The organism is Alterluteimonas muca (genome assembly GCF_021191595.1).
GTDB classification, from domain to species: Bacteria; Pseudomonadota; Gammaproteobacteria; order Xanthomonadales; family Xanthomonadaceae; genus Luteimonas; species Luteimonas muca.
On record NZ_JAIWPS010000002.1, the window covers coordinates 133,868 to 154,915 of the forward strand.

Annotated in this window: 19 protein-coding genes and 2 tRNA genes; 13 read left to right on the forward strand and 8 right to left on the reverse strand. The window is 67.4% G+C overall.

Going from position 1 to position 21,048, the window contains the following annotated elements; translation table 11 throughout:
- Nucleotides 1–46: 46 nt before the first annotated feature.
- The gene (locus tag LDO11_RS03835) at nucleotides 47–565 is read right to left on the reverse strand and encodes a GspH/FimT family pseudopilin (protein ID WP_232140416.1); all 519 of its coding nucleotides are present in this window, start codon (nucleotides 563–565) and stop codon (nucleotides 47–49) included.
- A gap of 226 nt (nucleotides 566–791) precedes the next feature.
- Here LDO11_RS03835 and uvrB point away from each other — a divergent pair, with 226 nt between their 5' ends.
- From uvrB to LDO11_RS03850, 3 genes are all read left to right on the forward strand, one after another.
- A complete protein-coding gene (gene uvrB / locus LDO11_RS03840) occupies nucleotides 792–2,834 on the forward strand; it encodes an excinuclease ABC subunit UvrB (RefSeq protein WP_232140417.1) in 2,043 nt (680 codons plus the stop codon).
- Nucleotides 2,835–2,900: 66 nt separating this feature from the next.
- Nucleotides 2,901–2,975: transfer RNA gene (locus tag LDO11_RS03845), tRNA-Val, on the forward strand.
- A gap of 139 nt (nucleotides 2,976–3,114) precedes the next feature.
- Nucleotides 3,115–4,044 carry an oxygenase MpaB family protein gene (locus tag LDO11_RS03850; protein WP_232140418.1) on the forward strand — a complete coding sequence of 310 codons (930 nt, stop codon included), beginning with the start codon at nucleotides 3,115–3,117 and terminating at the stop codon, nucleotides 4,042–4,044.
- Between the two features lie 196 nt (nucleotides 4,045–4,240).
- Here LDO11_RS03850 and LDO11_RS03855 read toward each other — a convergent pair whose 3' ends face one another.
- From LDO11_RS03855 to cyoA, 7 genes are read right to left on the reverse strand one after another with little or no spacing between them, the layout of a single operon-like run.
- Nucleotides 4,241–4,783, reverse strand: a complete 543-nt coding sequence (locus LDO11_RS03855) for a response regulator transcription factor (protein WP_232140419.1) — start codon at nucleotides 4,781–4,783, stop codon at nucleotides 4,241–4,243.
- Nucleotides 4,773–6,122: an ATP-binding protein gene (locus LDO11_RS03860; RefSeq protein ID WP_232140420.1), complete on the reverse strand. Its 1,350-nt coding sequence runs from the start codon at nucleotides 6,120–6,122 to the stop codon at nucleotides 4,773–4,775. The genes LDO11_RS03855 and LDO11_RS03860 overlap by 11 nt, the downstream gene beginning before the upstream one ends.
- Complete coding sequence (locus LDO11_RS03865; RefSeq protein ID WP_232140421.1) at nucleotides 6,097–6,900, reverse strand: SURF1 family protein; 804 nt, start codon at nucleotides 6,898–6,900, stop codon at nucleotides 6,097–6,099. Before LDO11_RS03865 ends, LDO11_RS03860 begins: the two co-directional genes overlap by 26 nt.
- Nucleotides 6,897–7,313 (reverse strand): cytochrome o ubiquinol oxidase subunit IV, encoded by a 417-nt coding sequence (cyoD, locus tag LDO11_RS03870; RefSeq protein ID WP_232140422.1) that lies wholly within the window; start codon nucleotides 7,311–7,313, stop codon nucleotides 6,897–6,899. Before cyoD ends, LDO11_RS03865 begins: the two co-directional genes overlap by 4 nt.
- Complete coding sequence (gene cyoC, locus LDO11_RS03875; RefSeq protein WP_435574607.1) at nucleotides 7,310–7,921, reverse strand: cytochrome o ubiquinol oxidase subunit III; 612 nt, start codon at nucleotides 7,919–7,921, stop codon at nucleotides 7,310–7,312. Before cyoC ends, cyoD begins: the two co-directional genes overlap by 4 nt.
- Before the next feature lie 10 nt (nucleotides 7,922–7,931).
- Nucleotides 7,932–9,944 (reverse strand): cytochrome o ubiquinol oxidase subunit I, encoded by a 2,013-nt coding sequence (gene cyoB / locus LDO11_RS03880; protein ID WP_232140424.1) that lies wholly within the window; start codon nucleotides 9,942–9,944, stop codon nucleotides 7,932–7,934.
- 39 nt (nucleotides 9,945–9,983) lie between these two features.
- Entirely contained in the window at nucleotides 9,984–11,045 is a 1,062-nt protein-coding gene (gene cyoA / locus LDO11_RS03885; protein WP_232140425.1) for a ubiquinol oxidase subunit II, read from the reverse strand.
- Nucleotides 11,046–11,223: 178 nt separating this feature from the next.
- On the opposite strand from cyoA, the gene LDO11_RS03890 reads away from it, so the two are divergent.
- From LDO11_RS03890 to LDO11_RS03935, 10 genes are all read left to right on the forward strand, one after another.
- Nucleotides 11,224–12,537 (forward strand): MFS transporter, encoded by a 1,314-nt coding sequence (locus LDO11_RS03890; protein ID WP_232140426.1) that lies wholly within the window; start codon nucleotides 11,224–11,226, stop codon nucleotides 12,535–12,537.
- 274 nt (nucleotides 12,538–12,811) lie between these two features.
- Entirely contained in the window at nucleotides 12,812–14,716 is a 1,905-nt protein-coding gene (gene thrS, locus LDO11_RS03895) for a threonine--tRNA ligase (RefSeq protein ID WP_232140427.1), read from the forward strand.
- Between the two features lie 142 nt (nucleotides 14,717–14,858).
- On the forward strand, nucleotides 14,859–15,380 hold the full coding sequence (gene infC / locus LDO11_RS03900) for a translation initiation factor IF-3 (protein ID WP_129136418.1): 522 nt from the start codon (nucleotides 14,859–14,861) through the stop codon (nucleotides 15,378–15,380).
- Nucleotides 15,381–15,984: 604 nt separating this feature from the next.
- Complete coding sequence (gene rpmI / locus LDO11_RS03905) at nucleotides 15,985–16,188, forward strand: 50S ribosomal protein L35 (protein WP_100322122.1); 204 nt, start codon at nucleotides 15,985–15,987, stop codon at nucleotides 16,186–16,188.
- 13 nt (nucleotides 16,189–16,201) lie between these two features.
- On the forward strand, nucleotides 16,202–16,561 hold the full coding sequence (gene rplT, locus LDO11_RS03910) for a 50S ribosomal protein L20 (RefSeq protein ID WP_129136417.1): 360 nt from the start codon (nucleotides 16,202–16,204) through the stop codon (nucleotides 16,559–16,561).
- 126 nt (nucleotides 16,562–16,687) lie between these two features.
- Nucleotides 16,688–17,713, forward strand: a complete 1,026-nt coding sequence (gene pheS / locus LDO11_RS03915; RefSeq protein ID WP_232140428.1) for a phenylalanine--tRNA ligase subunit alpha — start codon at nucleotides 16,688–16,690, stop codon at nucleotides 17,711–17,713.
- Between the two features lie 22 nt (nucleotides 17,714–17,735).
- Nucleotides 17,736–20,108: a phenylalanine--tRNA ligase subunit beta gene (gene pheT, locus LDO11_RS03920; protein WP_232140429.1), complete on the forward strand. Its 2,373-nt coding sequence runs from the start codon at nucleotides 17,736–17,738 to the stop codon at nucleotides 20,106–20,108.
- Between the two features lie 12 nt (nucleotides 20,109–20,120).
- Nucleotides 20,121–20,420, forward strand: a complete 300-nt coding sequence (locus LDO11_RS03925) for an integration host factor subunit alpha (RefSeq protein ID WP_058835239.1) — start codon at nucleotides 20,121–20,123, stop codon at nucleotides 20,418–20,420.
- Nucleotides 20,413–20,769, forward strand: coding sequence for a MerR family transcriptional regulator (locus LDO11_RS03930; protein WP_129136414.1), 357 nt, complete (start codon nucleotides 20,413–20,415; stop codon nucleotides 20,767–20,769). Before LDO11_RS03925 ends, LDO11_RS03930 begins: the two co-directional genes overlap by 8 nt.
- Nucleotides 20,770–20,856: 87 nt before the next feature.
- Nucleotides 20,857–20,933 (forward strand) — tRNA-Pro (locus tag LDO11_RS03935).
- Nucleotides 20,934–21,048: the final 115 nt, after the last annotated feature.

The window sequence follows — 21,048 nt, forward strand, 5'->3', positions numbered from 1 at the left end:
TGCCTAGGTTCCGGCCAGAGGCGCTTGCGTTCCGGCTTCCACATGGTCAGTGCGGACATGCCGTGGCTTTGGGAGGGCGCGCGCTGCGCACGCGTCCAAGGTTGTTGACGACGACGGTGCCGGCCAGCTCGCTGCCTGCGCAGAGCCGCACGGTCTGGTTGCTGTGGGCACTGCGGCCGTCGTGCTGGTAGCGCAGGTAGCGGCGGGTGGCGGTCACGGTCAGGCCCCGGGGCATGGCTTCGCGGCTGCCAAGGATCTCCGCTGTGTCATCCGGTTGGCGGTTGCCGTCGGGGTCGAGGAAGAACATCCAGCCCTGGGTCCAGTCCGAGTCGTCGCGGCAGCGATGGTCGGCGCTGCGTGGGCAGACCACCAGTTGGCTGCGGCGAGCGATGGCCGTGCTGCGGGCCGCGGCGAGGTCCGCGCTGATGCGGTGCATGGCGGTCTGCACGCGCAAGCGGGTCAGGGTATCGGCGAAGGCCGGCAGGCCGATCGTCAGAGTGACGGCCATGACCGTCAGCACGGTCATCAATTCGATCAGGGTCACGCCCGCATTGCTGCGCTTCATCGCACCGGCCTCCGTGCCGCGTTGTCGATGGCGCAAGGATGGAGCGACGCCGGCCCCCGCCACCATCGGCATCAGGCGGCGTGCGATGTAGGAATTGCCCTCATCCGGCCCTTCGGGCCACCTTCTCCCGCTTGCGGGAGAAGGGTGGGCCCGGCGTTCCGGCCACGGTCACGTCCACTTCGGAGCAGGGAACTAAACTGGCCGTTTCCGCTGATCGTCGTCTCCGATGAGCTCAAGCCGCGAACCCTTCAAGCTGGTTTCCCCGTATTCGCCGGCTGGTGATCAGCCGCAGGCGATTGCGCGTCTGATCGATGGCTTCCAGTCCGGGCTGGCGCGGCAGACGCTGCTGGGCGTGACCGGCTCGGGCAAGACCTACACGATCGCCAACGTGATCCAGGCGGTGCAGAAGCCGACCCTGGTGATGGCGCCGAACAAGACACTTGCCGCGCAGCTGTACGGCGAGTTCAAGTCGTTCTTCCCGCACAACGCGGTCGAGTACTTCGTCAGCTATTACGATTACTACCAGCCCGAGGCCTACGTGCCGTCGTCGGACACCTTCATCGAGAAGGACAGTTCGATCAACGAGCACATCGAGCAGATGCGGCTCTCGGCGACCAAGGCGCTGCTCTCGCGCCCGGACGCGTTGATCGTGGCCACGGTGTCGGCCATCTACGGCCTCGGCGATCCGGAGGACTACCTCAAGCTGCGGCTGATCCTGGCGCGCGGCGAGCGCATCGAGCAGCGCGCGCTGATCCGGCACCTCACCGAGCTGCAGTACACGCGCAACGACACCGAGCTGCGCCGCGGCAGCTATCGGGTGCGCGGCGAGGTGATCGACGTGCACCCGGCGGAATCGGAGATGGAGGCGCTGCGCATCGAGCTGTTCGACGGCGAGATCGAAAATCTCAGCCTGTTCGATCCGCTGACCGGCGAGGTGCAGCGGAAAATCCCACGCTTCACCGTGTACCCGAAGACCCATTACGCCAGCACGCGCGAGAGCGTGCTCACCGCGGTCGAGTCGATCAAGGTCGAACTCAAGGAGCGCCTGGAAGAGCTGTACGCGCAGAACAAGCTGGTGGAGGCGCAACGGCTGGCGCAGCGCACCCAGTTCGACCTCGAGATGATGGCCGAGGTGGGCTACTGCAACGGCATCGAGAACTACTCGCGGCACATGACCCGCCGCGGTCCGGGCGAACCGCCGCCGACGCTGTTCGATTACCTGCCGCCCGATGCGCTGCTGGTGCTCGACGAGTCGCACGTGACCGTTCCGCAGATCGGCGGCATGTACCGCGGCGACCGTGCGCGCAAGGAGACGCTGGTCGACTTCGGCTTCCGCCTGCCGTCGGCGCTCGACAACCGGCCGCTGCGCTTCGAGGAATGGGAGGAGCGCGCGCCGCGGATGATCTTCGTGTCCGCCACGCCCGGCAAGTACGAACTGGAGAAGTCCGAAGGCGAGGTGGTCGAACTGGTGGTGCGCCCGACCGGGCTGATCGATCCGGAGGTCGAGATCCGCCCGGTCGCGACCCAGGTCGACGACGTACTGGGCGAGATCCACCTGCGCGTGGCGATGGGCGACCGCGTGCTGATCACCACGCTCACCAAGCGCATGGCCGAGAACCTTACCGAGTACCTCGCCGAGCACGGCGTGCGGGTGCGCTACCTGCACTCCGACATCGACACCGTCGAGCGCGTGGAGATCATCCGCGACCTGCGGCTGGGCCAGTTCGACGTGCTGGTGGGCATCAACCTGCTGCGCGAAGGCCTGGACATGCCGGAGGTCTCGCTGGTGGCGATCCTCGATGCCGACAAGGAAGGCTTCCTGCGTTCGGCCGGTTCGCTGATCCAGACCATCGGCCGTGCCGCGCGCAACCTGCGTGGCAAGGCCATCCTCTATGCCGATTCGGTGACCCGTTCGATGCAGGCGGCGCTGGACGAGACCGACCGCCGTCGCCAGAAGCAGGTCGAGTACAACGAGGCGCACGGCATCACCCCGAAGTCGGTGCAGCGCGCGATCATGGACGTCATGGAAGGCGCACGTGCCGATTCCGCGCTGGAGAAGAAGGGGCGCGGCCGTGGTCGCAAGGTGGCCGAGCAGGGCGAGGACTACGCGCGCCTGGATGCCTCGCAGGCGGCGGCGAAGCTGCGGGAGCTCGAGCAGAAGATGTACCAGCACGCACGCGACCTGGAGTTCGAGGACGCGGCACAGGTGCGCGACCAGATCCGGCGCCTGAAGGAGGCGACGCTGGGCGGAGCCGCGGCGGCGCGATGACGATTCCGCTTGCCGGCTGCGCTGGCGCGGGCTAGAATTCGCGGCCTTGCCGGATGGCGAGGCATCGGGCGGTTAGCTCAGCGGTAGAGCACTACCTTGACATGGTAGGGGTCACAGGTTCGAACCCTGTACCGCCCACCAAAAACAACAGCTTGAGTGGTGTTTTTGGAACGGAACCCTGGCGAAAGCCGGGGTTTTTCGCGTCCGGGGCCGGACTCCAGTGCGCAGCCGGTCAGGCGCCAGTCCGCCGACGGTCGAGCGCTGCCGATACGATGCAGCCATGCAACGTCCCGCACTCCCGTTCGCCACGCCGGCAGCCGCCGCCATCCGCCGATGGGTGCTGGGCGTGTTCCCGCGCGGGGAAAGCGGCATCGACTACGACCATCCACCGGGCGATCCCGGGCTGTTCGGCCCGCAATCGGTGACCTGGCGGGTGCATGCGGATTTCGCCGGCATGCTGGCCGGCGGGCTCTGCGCGCTGATGCTGCAGGCCCTGCACCCGCGGGCGTTGGCAGGCGTCTGGGACCATTCGGATTTCCGCGGTGACCTGGTCGGGCGGCTGCGGCGCACGACCGCGTTCGTCGCCGGCACCACCTTCGCCGGCACGGAGCAGGCGCAACGCCTGATTCGCCGCGTCACCGCCATCCACACCCGCGTGCGCGGCGAGACCGCCGATGGCGTGGCCTACGCGGCCGACGATCCGGAACTGCTGACCTGGGTGCATGTCACCGAGGCGTACGCTTTCCTGCAGGGCTTCAATGCGTACGCCGGCCTGCCGGGTCCTGCCGGCTTCGGGGATCATTACTACGACGAGACGCGCCGCGTGGCCGAGGCGTTGGGTGCGTGCGATGTGCCGGCGGATGCTGCCCGCGTCGCCGCCTACTTCGCGCGCGTGCGGCCAGAGTTGCGCTACGACGCACGCTCGCGCGAAGTACTGGCGGTGCTGCGCGACGTTCGCCTGCCGGTGCCGGGGGCGACGCTCTCGCGCGAACTGTTCCTCGGTGCGGGTGCCGCGTTGCTGCCGCCGTGGGCGGAAGCGCTGCTGGAGATCGGGCCGTTGCAACGCGCACGCCACCGCGCCTGCGCCAGTGCACTGCGGGCCGCGGCACCGCTGTTCCGCATGGCCCTGCCCGATGGCGTGGCACCACGCGCGTGCAGGCGGGTGGGTGTGCCGGTGGAGGTTCTGCGTGATTTCAGCGGTGTAACCTGACGCGACGGATGCCCTCATCCGGCCCTTCGGGCCACCTTCACCCGCACGCGGGAGAAGGGCCCAGATGTCGAAGCATCCTGGATGCGCGCCCACCCCTGGCTGTCACCCATCGGCGGCCTGGCCCGCCAGACCGGCAATCCTGCGAAGCTGCGCCCCGCACGCGGGAGAGGGTCAGCGTCCCGACCTGCCACCACTCTCACTTCACCCGCTGCTTCTCCAGCTTGCGCGCCAGCGTGCGGCGGTGCAGCCCCAATCGGCGCGCGGCCTCGGAGATGTTGAAGTTGGTTTCGGCCAGGGTCTGGTGGATGTGTTCCCACTCCAGCGTCTTGATCGACGACGTGCGCGCGGTCAGTTCCACGTCCACGGTGCCCTGCGCCCGATCGAAGGCCGCTTCGATGTCGTCGGTGTTCGACGGCTTGGCCAGGTAGTGGCAGGCGCCGAGCTTGATCGCCTCCACCGCGGTGGCGATGCTGGCATAGCCGGTCAGCACCACGATCAGCATGTCCGGGTCATGCGCGTGCAGCGCCTGCACGCAGGCGAGCCCGGAACTGCCGTTGGCCAGCTTGAGGTCGACCACCGCATGCGTGGGGGCGAACTGCTGCAGCGCTGCAGGCAGCTCGTCGAGACTGGCCGCGGCGTGCACGGCATACCCGCGGCGCTGGAAGGATCGCGCAAGCGTGCGTGCGAAGGCGGCGTCGTCCTCGACGATCAGCAGCCTGCGGGGCGATTCATTCGTCATCGGTGTCCTGCTCCTCGAGCGCCAGCGACGACAGCGGCAGCACCATCGTCACCACGGCGCCACCCATCGGACGATTGCGGGCGGACAGCCGCCCGCCGAGTGTACGGGCCACGTTGACCGACAGGAACAGACCCAGCCCCCGGCCCGGCTCACCCTTGCTGGAGTTGTAGGGGGTGCCGAGACGCTCGAGGATCGCGGCGTCGAATCCGATGCCGGCATCGGCCACTTCGATCACCAGTTCGTTGCCGACGCAGGCCACGTCGAGCGCGACGTGGTCCGGCGACGCTTCCAGCGCGTTGTCGAGCACGTTGAAGACCATCTGCCGCAGGCCGGGCTCGGAGACCAGCGGCGGATCCTGCTCGCAGCGGTTGTGGTATTCGAAGCTGCGCACCGGCCGCGAGCGCTGCCATTCCCCGGCCATGCCGTCGAGGAACGCGTGCAGGGTGGTCTCGCGTGGCGCCTCGCCGCGCATCTCTCCGGCCGCCAGCAGGATATTGGTGACGATCGCCTTGCAGCGCAGCACCTGCGCTTCCATCTCCGCGACGTCCTCGCGCAGTTCCGGCTCGGAGGCGAACAGCGGCAGGTGCTGCCAGTCGCGCAGGATCACCGCAAGGGTCGACAGCGGCGTGCCGAGCTCGTGCGCGGCACCGCTTGCCAGCAGCCCCATGCGCACGATGTGTTCTTCCTCCGCGGCGCGCTGGCGCAGGGCGGCCAGGCGTGCCGCGCGCTCGCGCAGGATGCGCTCGATACGCGCGACGAACACCACCAGCAGCGCCGCCATCAACCCGAAGCACACCAGCAGGCCCTGTACATAGGGATCGGCGAGGCCGTCGGCGGGATCGACCGGCACCTGCGTGGGCCCCGGAAACGTCACCAGCAGCACGACGCCGAGCGCGGTCGCCGCGGCCACCAGCCAGGTGTACGGCGAGCGCAGCAGCACCGCGCCCAGGGCCACCTGAAGCAGGTACAGGAACAGGAACGGATTGCTGAGGCCGCCGCTGAGATGCAGCTGCGCGGTCAGCGAGGCCACGTCCACCAGCAGCGCCACCAGCAGCGCCAAGCCGGTGATCCGGCTGCGGCCATGCCACCACGCAAGACTCAACAGGTTGAATACCACCAGCACGCCGAGCACGGCGAACATCGCCTGCAGCGGCAGCGTGATGCCGTATCCGAAATGCACGACGAGGATCGCCGCCACCTGGCCGACGGTGGCGATCCATCGCAGCTGGATCAGCTGCTGCATGCTGCGCAGCCCGGCGTGGTCGGGGTTGCCGGTCAGGCCCGTGGGGCCGGGCAGGAGGTCCGCGATCGCGTCACCGCCCCGTGCGCGGTCGGACATCGGAAGGCTCCGTGGAAGATTGCCCGCGATGGTGCCGGAAACGGCGCTCGATCACGAACAGGCAGGCGCCGGCCACCAGCGTCAGCAGTGCCATCGCGAACCAGGTGAGCGCGTACTGCAGGTGGTGGTCGCGGAACTTCACCACGGTGAGGCCGCCGCGCGGCCAGCCGGCGCGGGCAGGGTCATGTCCGGCGTCGATGAAGTAGGGCGCGACGCGCTCGGCAGGCAGTCCCCGCGAGGCGGCAATGGCGGCCACGTCGCGCGAATGCCAGCGGTCCGCGGCGGGGTCGTTGTCGCGGAGGAAACCCCCGCCCACCTCGGGCAGGCGGAGCAGTCCCACAACCTCCGCAGGCCCTGGCGCCGGCGCGGCCACATCCGTGCCCGCCGGCACGAAGCCGCGGTTGACCAGCACGATGTCGCCGGATGCGGTCTGCAGTGGCGACAGCAGCCACCAGCCGGCACCGGCCCCGGTCACTGCCTGCGTGCGTGCGGGTACCACATCGAGCCACTCGCCATGCACGCGCACGCGGCGGTACTCGTCGTTCTCGGCGGTGATCGACTCCCAGCGTGCACGCGCGGGCGGGTCGACCGGTTCCGCGTGCACCCGGGCATCGACACGGGCGATCAGCGCGTCCTTCCAGGCCATGCGCTGCAACTGCCAGGTGCCCAGCGCGACAAAGCAGAAAAAAGCCGCCACAAGTGCGGCGGCGAAGACGATGCGAAGCACCGGCCGCCGCGACCGCGGAGTTGCGGCGGTGGCGGCCGGGGTCGGGCTCATTGCAGGTTCCGCAGCATCTCTTCCATGTCGTGCGGGCCCGGCATCATGTTGGTGTTGAGGTGGTGCATGACCCACAACGAGCCGGCGAGCACGATCACCACCAGCACCAGGGTGAAGATCAGCGCCAGCATGTTCCAGCCGCCTTCCGACTTCGGGTTCATGTGCAGGAAATAGATCATGTGCACGACCACCTGCACGGCGGCGAAGGCCAGCAGCACCACCGAGGTGATGGTGGGGTCGGGGAGCACGTCGCCCATCACCAGCCAGAACGGGATCACGGTGAGGATCACCGCCAGCACGAAGCCGGTGAGGTACTCCCTGGCGGTGACGTGCGGGATGCCGACCTCGAGATGGTTTTCGGGCGGATCCAGGGTGCCGTGGTCGCTTCCGGCGTGACCGCTCTTGCCACTCATGGCAGCACTCCCATCAGGTAGACGAAGGTGAAGACGCCGATCCACACGACGTCGAGGAAATGCCAGAACAACGACAGGCAGGCGATGCGGCGGGTATTGGCGCGGGTCAGCCCGTGCCTGTTGACCTGCACGCACAGCACCACAAGCCAGATCACGCCGAACAGCACGTGCAGGCCGTGGGTGCCGACCAGTGCAAAGAACGCCGACAGGAATGCGCTGCGCTGCGGGCCCGCGCCCAGCGAGATCAGGTGCCAGAACTCGTAGATCTCGATGGCGAGGAATGCCGTGCCGAGCACGCCGGTCGCGGCCAGCCAGCCGATCACGGCCTTCGACTGCCGGCGCTGCATCGCGATCATCGCGAAGCCATAGGTGATCGACGACACCAGCAGGATCGCGGTGTTGGCGGCGATCAGCCGGAGGTCGAACAGGTCGGCCCCCGACGGGCCCGCCGCGTACGAGCGCCCCAGCACGCCGTAGGTGGCGAACAGGCTGGCGAAGATCATCAGGTCGCTGAGCAGGTAGATCCAGAAGCCCAGCAGCGTGCCGTTCTCGGGGTGGTGCTTGTTGCCCGTGTCGAGGAAGACCGGCGAGCCGTCCTCACGGGTCATGGCGATGGATTCAGACATGGACGTTCTTCAGTTGCTCGGTACGTGCGTGCTCGGTCGCCGCGACCTCTTCGGCGGGGATATGGAAATCGCGGTCGTAGTTGAAGCTGTGCCAGATCGCGTAGACCACCAGCGCGACGAAGCTCACCGACGCCAGCCACCAGATGTGCCAGATCAGACCGAAGCCGCACACCGTGGCCAGTACCGACAGCACGAGGCCTGCCGGGGTGTTCTTCGGCATGTGGATCGCAGTGAAGCCACTGGTCGGGCGCTTGAAGCCGCGCTCCTTCATGTCGGTCCATGCGTCGTTGTCGTGCACGACCGGGGTGAACGCGAAGTTGTAGTCCGGCGGCGGCGACGAGGTCGACCATTCCAGCGTGCGCCCGTCCCACGGGTCGCCGGTGACATCACGCAGCTGCTCGCGCTTGCGGAAGCTGACGTAGATGCAGATCAGGAACGCCGCGATGCCCAGCGCGATCAGCACCGCGCCGACCAGCGCGATCTGGAACCAGATCTGGTACGACGGATCCTCGAAGTGGCTCAGGCGGCGGGTCACGCCCATCAGGCCGAGGATGTAGATCGGGGTGAACGCGACCCAGTAGCCCGACAGCCAGAACCAGAACGACAGCTTGCCCCAGAAGTCGTCGAGCTTGAAACCGAAGGCCTTCGGGAACCAGTGGGTCATGGCCGCGAACAGGCCGAACACCACGCCACCGATGATCACGTTGTGGAAGTGCGCCACCAGGAACAGCGAGTTGTGCAGCACGAAGTCCGCCGGCGGCACCGCCAGCAGCACGCCGGTCATGCCGCCGATCACGAACGTCACCATGAAGCCGATCGTCCACAGCATCGGCACCTCGAAGCGGATGCGCCCGCGGTACATGGTGAACAGCCAGTTGAAGATCTTCGCGCCGGTGGGGATCGAGATGATCATCGTGGTGATGCCGAAGAACGAGTTGACGCTCGCGCCCGACCCCATGGTGAAGAAGTGGTGCAGCCACACCAGGTACGACAGCACCGTGATGCAGACCGTGGCGTACACCATCGACGAGTAGCCGAACAGGCGCTTGCCGGAGTAGGTCGATACCACCTCGGAGAACACGCCGAACAGCGGCAGGATCAGGATGTAGACCTCCGGGTGGCCCCAGATCCAGATCAGGTTGACGTACATCATGGCGTTGCCGCCAAGGTCGGACGTAAAGAAGTTGGTGCCGAGATAGCGGTCCAGCGTGAGCATGCCCAGCACCGCGGTGAGCACCGGGAACGACGCCACGATCAGCACGTTGGCGCACAGCGAGGTCCAGGTGAACACCGGCATCTTCATCATGTCCATGCCCGGCGCACGCATCTTGATGATGGTCACCAGCAGGTTCACGCCGGACAGCAATGTGCCTACGCCTGCGATCTGCAACGCCCACAGGTAGTAGTCCATGCCCACGCCCGGGCTGAAGCCGATGCCCGACAGCGGGGGGTAGGCCAGCCAGCCGGTGGCGGCGAATTCGCCCAGGAACAGCGACAGCATCACCAGCATCGCGCCGGCGGTGGTCATCCAGAACGAGAAGTTGTTGAGGAACGGGAAGGCCACGTCGCGCGCGCCGATCTGCAGCGGCACCAGGTAGTTCATCAACCCGGTCACCAGCGGCATCGCCACGAAGAAGATCATGATCACGCCGTGGGCGGTAAAGATCTGGTCGTAGTGGTGCGGTGGCAGATAGCCGAGGTTGTCACCGAAGGCCATGGCCTGCTGCAGGCGCATCATCAGCGCGTCGGCGAAACCGCGCAGCAGCATCACCAGGCCCAGCACCATGTACATGATGCCGATCTTCTTGTGGTCGATGCTGGTGAACCAGTCCTTCCACAACGTACCCCACAGGCGGTACCTGGTGATCACCGCGAACAGCGCGATGCCGGCGACGGCGGTGCCGACGAACGCCGCCATGACGATGGGGTCGTGCAGCATGGGAACCGAATCCCACGACAGGCGACCGAAAAGGGGGGAATAGGGCAAGCCGTGTTCAGGGGACATCTGGAGTTTCCGGAGTAGCGATCGGGCGACGGGCAGGCGTCAGGGCGCCTGCAGACCGCCGACGACGGACGACAGCAGCGGGGCGACGGTCTCGACGGTGCATACGCCGGCCGAGATGTAGGGGCCGTTCCTTACATCGCCCTGGCGCGGGATGGCCAGCGCGTCGAGGCCGCGCAGGCCCATTCCGCCGGCGGAATCAAGCGCCATCATCTGGTCCATGCACAGGCGGTCGATGTCGACGCAGCGGTTGACGATCATGTCGAACATGCCGTCGTCGACGTTGGCGTAGTAGCGCACCGGCTCCCGCTGGCTGGGTTCCTCAAGCGCGAGGTATTCGGCGCGCGTAAGCGCCTTGCCGCTTTCGCGTGCACCGGCGATCCAGCCGTCGAAGTCCGCGTCGGACATGCCGTGGAAGCGGAAGCGCATGTGCGAGAAACCGGCGCCGCTGTAATTGGACGAGAAGCCGGCGTAGTCGCCCGGCTCGTTCATCACCGCATGCAGGGTGCTCTGCATGCCCGGCATGCCGTAGATCATTCCGGCCAGCGCAGGGACGTAGAACGCGTTCATGACCGACGACGAGGTGATGCTGAAGCGGATCGGGCGGTCCACCGGCGCCGCGGCCTCGTTGACCACGGCCACGCCGTACTCGGGGTAGATGAACAACCACTTCCAGTCCATCGCCACCACCTGCACCTCGAGCGGCTCGACGTCCTCCGGCACCGCACGGTTGGCATCCAGGCGTTCGAGCGGACGGTACGGGTCCAGCAGGTGCGTGCTGATCCAGGTGATCGCGCCGAGCGCGATGATGATCAGCAGCGGCACGCCCCAGATCACCAGCTCGAGCTGGGTGGAATGGTCCCAGTCCGGGGTGTACTTGGCCTTGCGGTTGGAGGCGCGGTAACGCCACGCGAACACGAAGGTCAGGATGATCACCGGCACGATCACGATGAGCATCAACACCGTCGCCACCACGATCAGGTTGCCCTGTTGGGCAGCCACGTCGCCGGGCGGGGAAAGCAGCAGCAGGGAATTGCAGCCTGAAAGCAGTGCGGCCAGCCCGAGGGCAGCGGCAATGCGCAGGATGGATCGGGAACGGGTCATGAGGGTTCTACGGCCGGGTGACACGAGCCGGCCACTCTAGTCCGGCGCCCGTGCGCCGACGATTGGACGTTTTGTCCCATCGCGCCGCACGGGCAAGGCTGCGAAACTTGCCGATGCTGGCGGGACTGCATCCGAGCTGTCCCGCGCTTTCCGTTCCATACCTGCGAGCCGAACGTCGATGTCCATGCATCCCGATGCCACCCTGTCCGATCACGACCACGGCACCAAGGCCAGCCACGATATCGCACCGGGCGAAATCGCCGTCGGCGTGGTGATCGGACGCGCGTCGGAGTACTTTGACTTCTTCGTCTACGGCATCGCCTCGGCGCTGATCTTCCCGTCGATCTTCTTCCCGTTCCTCGATCGTCTGGAAGGCACGCTGGCAGCGTTCGCTGTGTTCGCGCTTGCGTTCATCGCGCGCCCGTTCGGCACCGTGCTCTTCATGAAGATCCAGTCGCGCTGGGGCCTGGGCGTGAAGCTCACCAGCGCGTTGTTCCTGCTCGGCACCGCGACCGCGGGCATCGCCTTCCTGCCCACGTACGGCAGCCTCGGCATGCTGGCCATCGTGCTGCTTGCGGCGTTCCGCACCCTGCAGGGCGTGGCCCTGGGTGGCTCCTGGGATGGCTTGCCGTCGCTGCTCGCGCTCAACGCACCGAAGGAGCGCCGCGGCTGGTACGCGATGCTCGGGCAGCTGGGCGCGCCGCTGGGCTTCATCGTCGCGGCGGGTGTGTTCGCGTTCCTCTATGCCAGCCTGAGCATGGACGACCTGCTGGCCTGGGGATGGCGCTATCCGTTCTTCGTGGCCCTGGCGATCAACGTCGTGGCGCTGTTCGCGCGCCTGCGCCTTGCGGTGGCGGACGAGTACCGCAACAAGATGGACGAGCTCGAACTCGAGCCGACCCCCGTGCGCGAACTGTTCCAGGCCAAGGGCCGGCACGTGTTCATCGGCGCGTTCGCCGCGCTGTGCAGCTACGCGCTGTTCCACATCGTCACCATCTTCCCGCTGTCGTGGATCCTGCTGTATTCCGAGCAGTCGATCCCGGCGTTCCTGGTGATCCAGATCGTCGGCGCCTTCCTGTGCGCTGGTGCCATCGTCGCCTCCGGCTTCATCGCCGACCGCGTCGGCCGCGCACGCACGCTCGGCGGCCTGGCGCTTGCGATCGCGATGTTCAGCGGTTTCGCACCGACCATCCTCGCCAGTGGTGAAGTCGGCCAGGCCGCGTTCGTGCTGATCGGCTTCGTCCTGCTCGGCCTGTCGTACGGCCAGGCCGCCGGCGCGGTGACCGCGAACTTCGGCCGCCGCTACCGCTACACCGGCGCGGCGCTGACCTCCGACGTCGCCTGGCTGATCGGTGCGGCGTTCGCACCGCTGGTGGCGTTGTGGCTGTGCGCGAACTTCGGGTTGGCGTGGCTGGGCGCCTACCTGCTGTCGGGCGCGGTGGCCACCGCCGCGGCATTGGCGATCAACCGCAAGCTCAGCTACAAGAGCTGACCACGTGCCACTGCCGACGCCCGCCCCGCGCGGGCGTCGTGCTGTCCGGCGCTTGCAACGCTGCTAGAATCGCGCTCCAGTCACCACACCGACCAGGGTGGCCCGCGGAAACGCCGGCCGAGCGTGCGACATGGGCACTACCAGCTGCCGACGCTAGAGCACCCGGGGTTCCGTCCGTCGGCGCCCTCGTGGCGCTTTTTTTATGCCCAGGCCCTGGCTCGACGTGCAGGCACCGCAGTTCCACTCCGATCCCCCAGACGAATCCCGGCTTCCCATGATCACCATCACCCTTCCCGACGGCAGCCGCCGCGAGTTCGATGCCCCCGTCACCGTCATGCAGGTCGCGCAGTCGATCGGGCCGGGCCTGGCCAAGGCCACCGTGGCCGGCAAGGTCGATGGCCGCCAGGTGGATGCGTGCGACCTCATCGAGCACGATGCCACCCTGCAGATCCTGACGCCGAAGGATCCGGAAGGCGTCGAGATCATCCGCCACTCCTGCGCGCATCTGGTCGGCCATGCGGTCAAGCAGCTGTATCCCGACGCCAAGATGGTGATCGGCCCGGTCATCGACGACGGCTTCTATTACGACATCTGGCGCGAGCGCCCGTTCACGCCCGAGGACATGGAAGCGATCGAACAGCGCATGCGCGAGCTCATCGCGCTCGACTACGACGTGGTCAAGAAGATGACCCCGCGCGACGAGGTGGTCGAGGAGTTCCGCGCGCGCGGCGAGGACTACAAGCTGCGCCTGATCGACGACATGCCCGCCGACATCACCGCGATGGGCCTGTACCACCACCAGGAGTACGTCGACATGTGCCGCGGCCCGCACGTGCCGAACACGCGCTTCCTCAAGGCGTTCAAGCTGTTGCGCATCTCGGGCGCCTACTGGCGCGGCGATGCCGCCAACGAGCAGCTGCAGCGCATCTACGGCACCGCGTGGGCCGACGAGAAGCAACTCAAGGCCTACGTGCAGCGCATCGAGGAGGCCGAGAAGCGCGACCACCGCCGCATCGGCAAGGCGCAGCAGCTGTTCCACCTGCAGGAAGAAGCCCCGGGCCTGGTGTTCTGGCATCCGAAGGGCTGGGCGCTATGGCAGGTGGTCGAGCAGTACATGCGTCGCGTCTACCGCGACAGCGGCTATGGCGAAGTGCGCTGCCCGCAGATTCTCGACGTCAGCCTGTGGCAGAAGTCCGGCCACTGGGACAACTACAAGGAGAACATGTTCTTCACCGAGTCCGAGAAGCGGACCTACGCACTGAAACCCATGAACTGTCCGGGGCATGTGCAGGTGTTCAACCAGGGCCTGCACAGCTACCGCGACCTGCCGATCCGCTATGGCGAATTCGGCAGCTGCCACCGCAACGAGCCCTCGGGCGCCCTGCACGGCATCCTGCGCGTGCGCGGCTTCACCCAGGACGACGGCCACGTGTTCTGCACCGAAGCGCAGGTGGAAGGCGAGGTGCGCGACTTCCACGCCCAGGCGCTGAAGGTCTACGCGGACTTCGGCTTCGAAGACATCCAGATCAAGATCGCGCTGCGTCCGGAATCGCGGCTGGGCGATGACGCCACCTGGGACAAGGCCGAGGAGGCACTGCGCTCGGCACTGCGCGCCTCGGGCGTGGAATGGCGGGAACTGCCGGGCGAAGGCGCGTTCTACGGGCCGAAGATCGAATACCACCTGCGCGATGCCATCGGCCGCACCTGGCAGCTGGGCACGATGCAGGTTGACTTCATGATGCCGCAGCGGCTCGACGCCGAGTACGTCGACGAGAACAGCCAGCGCCGTCATCCGGTCATGCTGCATCGCGCGATCGTCGGCTCGATGGAGCGCTTCATCGGCATCCTGATCGAACACCATGCCGGCCAGTTCCCGGCCTGGCTGGCACCGGTGCAGGCGGTGGTGATGAACATCACCGATGCCCAGGCCGACCACGTCGCCGAGGTGCGGAAAACCCTTGCCAATCAAGGCTTCCGGGTCGAGGCGGATTTGCGGAACGAGAAAATCGGCCGTAAGATTCGCGAGCACACGCTGCAGCGCGTGCCGTACCTGCTCGTGGTGGGGGACCGCGAGAAGGAGAACGGAGCGGTCGCGGTCCGGACGCTCGCGGGGGAGGACCTGGGCAGCATGCCGGTCGCCGACTTCGCTTCACGTCTGGCTGTGGGCAACGCGCAGTAGCATGATGGCTGAACGCAGGGTGCGCCGGACGGTCCGGCATGCCCGCGGGCCCGGTGGCTGACGAGCCGCCGGGGCGTGCGGATCCTTCCCGCAACGCCCCGCCGTCGAGGGCCGGACTTTCAAATCCTTTGGAGATTGCAATATCAGCACCCCGGAAAAGCAGAATCGCAGGAACCAGGAGATCCGTGTCCCGCGCGTGCGCGTGATCGGCTCCGACGGCGAGATGATCGGCGTCCTCTCGCGGGACGAAGCCCTGCAGATGGCCGAAGAAGAAGGTCTCGACCTCGTCGAGATCCAGCCGAATGCCGACCCGCCGGTCTGCAAGATCATGGATTTCGGCAAGTTCAAGTTCGACCTCCAGAAGCGCGCGAACGAAGCCAAGAAGAAGTCGAAGCAGGTCGAGATCAAGGAAGTGAAGTTCCGTCCGGTCACGGACGAGGGCGACTACCAGATCAAGCTGCGGAAGATGCGCGGCTTCATCGAGGAAGGCGACAAGATCAAGGTCAACATCCGCTTCCGTGGTCGCGAGATGAGTCACCAGGAGCTGGGCCGGCAGATGGCCGCCCGCATCGAGGCCGATCTCGGCGAGGACATCGTCATCGAGTCGCGTCCCCGCCTGGAAGGGCGGCAGATGGTGATGATGATTGCTCCGAAGAAGAAGTAACCGCGCTCGGGACGGGTGTTGCCGTCCCGGATGTGGTGGTCGAAAAGGCGCCGCAAGGCGCCTTTTTCGTTTGTTGTTCGGTCCTTGGGGCGGAGTCCGCGGCCCAGGCAAACGCCGTGGGGGTTGCAGCGGAGCGGGCGGGAGTCCTCGGGGCGTGGGGGCATACGTGAGGAAGGTAGGCGGGTGGGCGACCCGGGTGGTCCGGCGCGGCATCCGTCATCGGGACACGCCGTGAATCCGTCCCTGGAAGCTTGTCGGCGCCATCCATGGCGCCGACAGTCCCGCTGACGGACGCCACGCCGACCCCGGAGAGTCCCCGGGGTGCGGAACGAGGGGCACGGGCGGTCGGCGCTGGTCTCAGGCTCCTGTGGCGGTCCGGTCGGAAGAACAGCCAGTGCCGGGTTGGAGTGCCCGGGTTTGCACGGCCACCCTGCGCCCTGCATAATGGCCGGCCGGCTCGCCCGGGTGCTTTACCGTTTTTCAGGACCGGCCACGATCCCCAGGGGACAATGGCTCAACCACCGGCATCGGCAGGAAGGAAAGCGCGGGCCTCGACGGCCGCCGCCCGTGTCAGTCGCAAACAGATCCTACAAGGGACTTCGCAATGTCCAAGATCAAGATCAAGACCCATCGGGGGGCGGCCAAGCGCTTCCGGAAGACCGCTTCCGGAAAGTACAAGGCGGGTCATGCCAACCGCAGCCACATCCTCACCAAGAAAGCGACCAAGCGGAAGCGCAACCTGCGGCAGACGAATCACGTCCGCGCAGAGGATGCAGGCCGTCTGGACCGCATGCTGCCGTATCTCTGAGGAGGGCTGAACAATGGCACGAGTCAAACGTGGCGTGCAGGCGCGCCGCCGTCACAAGAAGGTTCTCAAGCTCGCCAAGGGCTACTACAACGCACGCCACAAGGTGTTCCGCGTTGCCAAGCAGGCGGTCATCAAGGCGCAGCAGTACGCCTACATCCACCGCAAGCAGAAGAAGCGCAATTTCCGTTCGCTGTGGATCACCCGCATCAACGCGGCGGCCCGCATCAACGGCATGAGCTACAGCCGCTTCATGAACGGCCTGATGAAGGCCGGCATCACCCTCGACCGCAAGGTGCTGGCCGATATCGCCGTGCACGACGCGGCGGGCTTCGCGGCCCTGGCCGAGAAGGCGAAGGGCGCTCTGGCGGCGTAACACAACCGTCCCACCGGCCCGCGCAGTGCGCGGTGCCGGCCGGGTACCGGCGGTTCACGCATGGGGAAGGGCGCAAGTCCTTCCCCATGTCTTTTTGCGGTCCCGGAATATCCTTGAGGCATCGCGATGAGTGACATCGACACCCTGTCCGCGCAGGCGCTGGCCGACATCGAGTCGGCGACGACCCCCGACGCGCTGGAAGCCCTGCGCGTGGCGCTGCTCGGCAAGAGCGGGCGCCTGACCGCGCAGCTGAAATCGCTGGGCGCGCTGCCCGCCGAGGAACGCAAGGCCGCCGGCGCAGGCATCAATCGCGCGCGCGATGCCATCACCGCCGCGCTGGCCTCGCGCAAGGCCGCGTTGGACGCCGCCGTGCTGGACGCGCGGCTGGCAACCGAGACCATCGACATCACCCTGCCCGGGCGCGATGCCGGGCTCGGTGGGGTGCATCCGGTCAGCCGCACGATGGAACGCATCGCCGACATCTTCGGCCGCCTCGGCTACGAGCTCGCCGACGGCCCGGAGATCGAGGACGACTGGCACAACTTCGAGGCGCTGAACTTTCCGCCGCACCATCCGGCGCGCGCCATGCACGACACCTTCTACATGGCCGATTCCGGCGAAGGCGACCGGCGACTGCTGCGCACGCATACCTCCGGGGTGCAGGTCCGCTACATGCAGGATCTGCTGGCCGCCGGCGGCCAACCGCCGCTGCGGATGATCGCGCTGGGCAAGGTGTACCGCTCCGATTCCGATCAGACCCACACGCCGATGTTCCACCAGTGCGAGGGCCTGCTGGTGGACGAGCACGCGAGCTTTGCCGACCTCAAGGGCACGCTGGCCGAGTTCGTGCGTGCGTTCTTCGAGCGCGACTTCGAGATGCGTTTCCGTCCCAGCTATTTCCCGTTCACCGAGCCGTCCGCGGAGGTCGACATCGCCTGGCAGCAGGCCGACGGCTCGACCCGCTGGCTGGAAGTGCTGGGCTGCGGCATGGTGCATCCGAGCGTGCTGCGCAACGTCGGCATCGACCCGGAGCGCTACACCGGCTTCGCCTTCGGCATGGGCGTGGAGCGCTTCGCGATGCTGCGCTACGGCGTCGACGACCTGCGCGCGTTCTTCGACAACGACATCCGGTTCCTCAGGCAGTTCGCCTGATGACGATCCACGGAATTTCAGCATGAAATTTTCCGAGAACTGGCTCCGCCAGCATGTGCACACCGACGCCAGCCGCGAGGAACTCGCTGCCACCCTGACTGCCATCGGGCTCGAGGTCGAGGACACCGCGGTGCTGGGCGAAGGCCTCGACGGCATCGTCGTCGCACGCATCATCGCCTGCGAAAAACACCCCGAGGCCGACCGCCTGCAGGTGTGCAGCGTCGATGCCGGCACCGGTGCGCCGTTGCAGATCGTCTGTGGCGCGCCCAACGCGCGTGCCGGACTGGTTGCACCGCTGGCGATGGTCGGTGCCCGCGTGGGCGAACTCACCCTCAGGGCGGCGAAGCTGCGCGGCGTCGAGTCCAACGGCATGCTGTGCTCGGCAAAGGAACTCGGGCTCGACAGCGATGCCTCGGGCCTGCTGGAACTGCCCGGCGATGCGCCGGTCGGCACGCCGCTTGCGGACTACCTTGACCTGCCGGATGCGACGTTCGAACTCAAGCTCACCCCCAACCGCGCCGACTGCTTCAGCGTGCGCGGCATCGCCTTCGATGTCGCCGCCGCGTTCGGCAGCAGCGTCACCCCGTACACGATCGCGCCGGTGCCCGCGGCGGGCGATGCGCGGCTCGATGTCGCGCTCGACGCCGGTGCCGACGCACCGCGCTATCTCGGTCGGGTGATCGAGGGCATCGAAGCCGGCGCGGCTACGCCGGTGTGGATGGCCGAGCGGCTGCGTCGCAGCGGGATCCGCCCGCTGAGCTTCCTGGTCGACGTCACCCAGTACGTGATGCTCGAACTGGGGCAGCCGATGCACGCGTTCGACCGTGACCTGCTGCAGGGCCCGGTGGGCGTGCGTCATGCCCGCGGTGGCGAGACGCTGACCCTTCTCGACGGGCGCGACGTGGCGCTGGATGCGCACTTCCTGGTGATCACCGATGCCGGGCGCCCGGTGGCGCTGGCCGGGGTGATGGGCGGCCACGACACCCGCGTGACCGATGCGACCCGCAACGTGTTCCTGGAGTCGGCACATTTCGCGCCGGCCGCGATCATCGGGCGCGCGCGCAGGCTGGGCCTGCATACCGATGCCTCGCACCGCTTCGAGCGCGGGGTCGATCCGCAGCTGCCGGCGCAGGCGATCGAGCTCGCCACCCGGCTGATCCTCGACCACGCCGGCGGCACGCCGGGGCCGGTGGTTGCCGCGGAGCTGCCCGAGCACCTGCCACAGCCACGGCCGATCCACCTGCGCCGCCAGCGCCTTGAACGCGTGCTGGGCCTGTCGATCGTCGATGCCGACGTGGTGCGCATCCTCGGTGCGCTGGGCCTGGCGGTGGTCGACACCGTGGACGGCTGGCAGGTGACGCCGCCGCCGCGGCGCTTCGACCTCGCCATCGAGGAAGACCTCATCGAGGAAGTCGCGCGCATCCACGGCTATGACCGCGTGCCGACCACGCTTCCCGGTGGCGCGACCCGCCTGTGCGCGCCGGGCGAGGGCCGGCTGGACGATGCCGGGGTGCGCCGCCAGCTGGTCGCGCGTGACTGGCTGGAAGCCATCAACTACGCGTTCGTGGATGCCGCCCTGCTGCAGGCCTGGCAGCTCGATGCCGGTGCGGTGCCGCTGGCCAATCCCCTCAGCGCCGAACTGGGCGTGATGCGCACCTCGCTGCTGCCCGGGCTGGTCGACGCACTTGCGCGCAATGCCGCGCGCCAGCAGCCGCGCGTGCGCCTGTTCGAACTCGGGCGCAGCTACCACGCCGCGGCCACCGGCGATGCGCCGCGGGAAACCCCGCGTGTGGCGGCGGTCGCCATCGGCCCGGCCGGCGTGGAGCAATGGGGCGCGCCGGCGCGCGACGTCGACTTCCACGACCTCAAGGGCGATCTCGAGAGCCTGGCGCTGCTCGCGCGCGCGGAACTGGAATTCCGCCCGTCGCAGGCGCCCTTCGGCCACCCCGGGCGCTCGGCCGACGTCTACCGCGACGGCGAACGCATCGGCTGGATCGGCGAACTGCATCCTGCACTGTTGCGCGAACTCGGTCTGGACCACCGCGCGGTGGCGTTCGAAGTCGAGCTCGAGCCCCTGCGCATGCGTGCGCTGCCGCGTGCGGCGACGCTGACGCGCTTTCCGTCCGTACGCCGCGACCTGGCATTGCTGGTGGCCGAGGACATGCCCTGGGGCACGCTGGAGGCCGCGATCCGCGAGGCTGCCGGGCCGTTGCTGGCCGACCTGCGGCTGTTCGACCGTTACCAGGGCAAGGGCGTCGAAACCGGATTCAAGAGCCTGGCTACCGGCTTGATTCTGCAGGACAACTCGCGCACCCTGACGGACCGCGACGTCGACGACGTGGTGGCCCGCGTGACCGCCGCACTTGCATCGCACGGCGCACGCATCCGCAGTTGACCGGGGCACGGCATGGCACTGACCAAGGCAGAAATGGCCGAACGCCTCTACGAGGAAGTCGGCCTGAACAAGCGCGAGGCGAAGGAATTCGTCGACGCGTTTTTCGACGCCCTGCGCGAGGCCCTGCAGGGCGGGCGCCAGGTGAAGCTGTCCGGTTTCGGCAACTTCGACCTGCGTCGCAAGAACGAGCGCCCCGGCCGCAATCCCAAGACCGGCGAGGAGATCCCGATCTCCGCGCGTACGGTGGTCACGTTCCGCCCGGGCCAGAAGCTCAAGGAACGCGTGGAAGCCTACGGGGGGCGCCATGCTTGATCCCGGCAGCAACCGCGAACTCCCGCCGATCCCCGCCAAGCGCTACTTCACGATCGGCGAGGTCAGCGAGCTGTGCGACGTCAAGCCGCATGTGCTGCGCTACTGGGAGACCGAATTCCCCGGCCTGAGCCCGGTCAAGCGCCGCGGCAACCGCCGCTACTACCAGCGCCACGACGTGCTGATGGTCCGCCAGATCCGTGGGCTGCTCTACGAGCAGGGCTACACGATCGGCGGCGCACGCCTGCGCCTGGAAGGCGATGGCGCGCGGCAGGACTCGTCGCTGACCACCCAGGTGGTGCGCCAGGTCCGCACCGAGCTCGAGGACATCCTGCAGGTCCTCAAGCGCTGAGCGGCCGGATCGCCGATCCAGTGATCGGATGCGCGACGGCCGCAGGCGAAGTGGCTATAATGCCGGGCCGCCACTGGCGGAACCCATCGGGGTATAGCGCAGCCTGGTAGCGCACTTGTCTGGGGGACAAGTGGTCGTCGGTTCGAATCCGGCTACCCCGACCAATTCAATGGACATCAACGTCCGAGCAAGTCCAAAAAACCCGCAGAAATGCGGGTTTTTTGTTGCCCGACGTCCGGTGAAGTCCAAGATGGGCTATTGAAATCCGGGGGCAGGTGG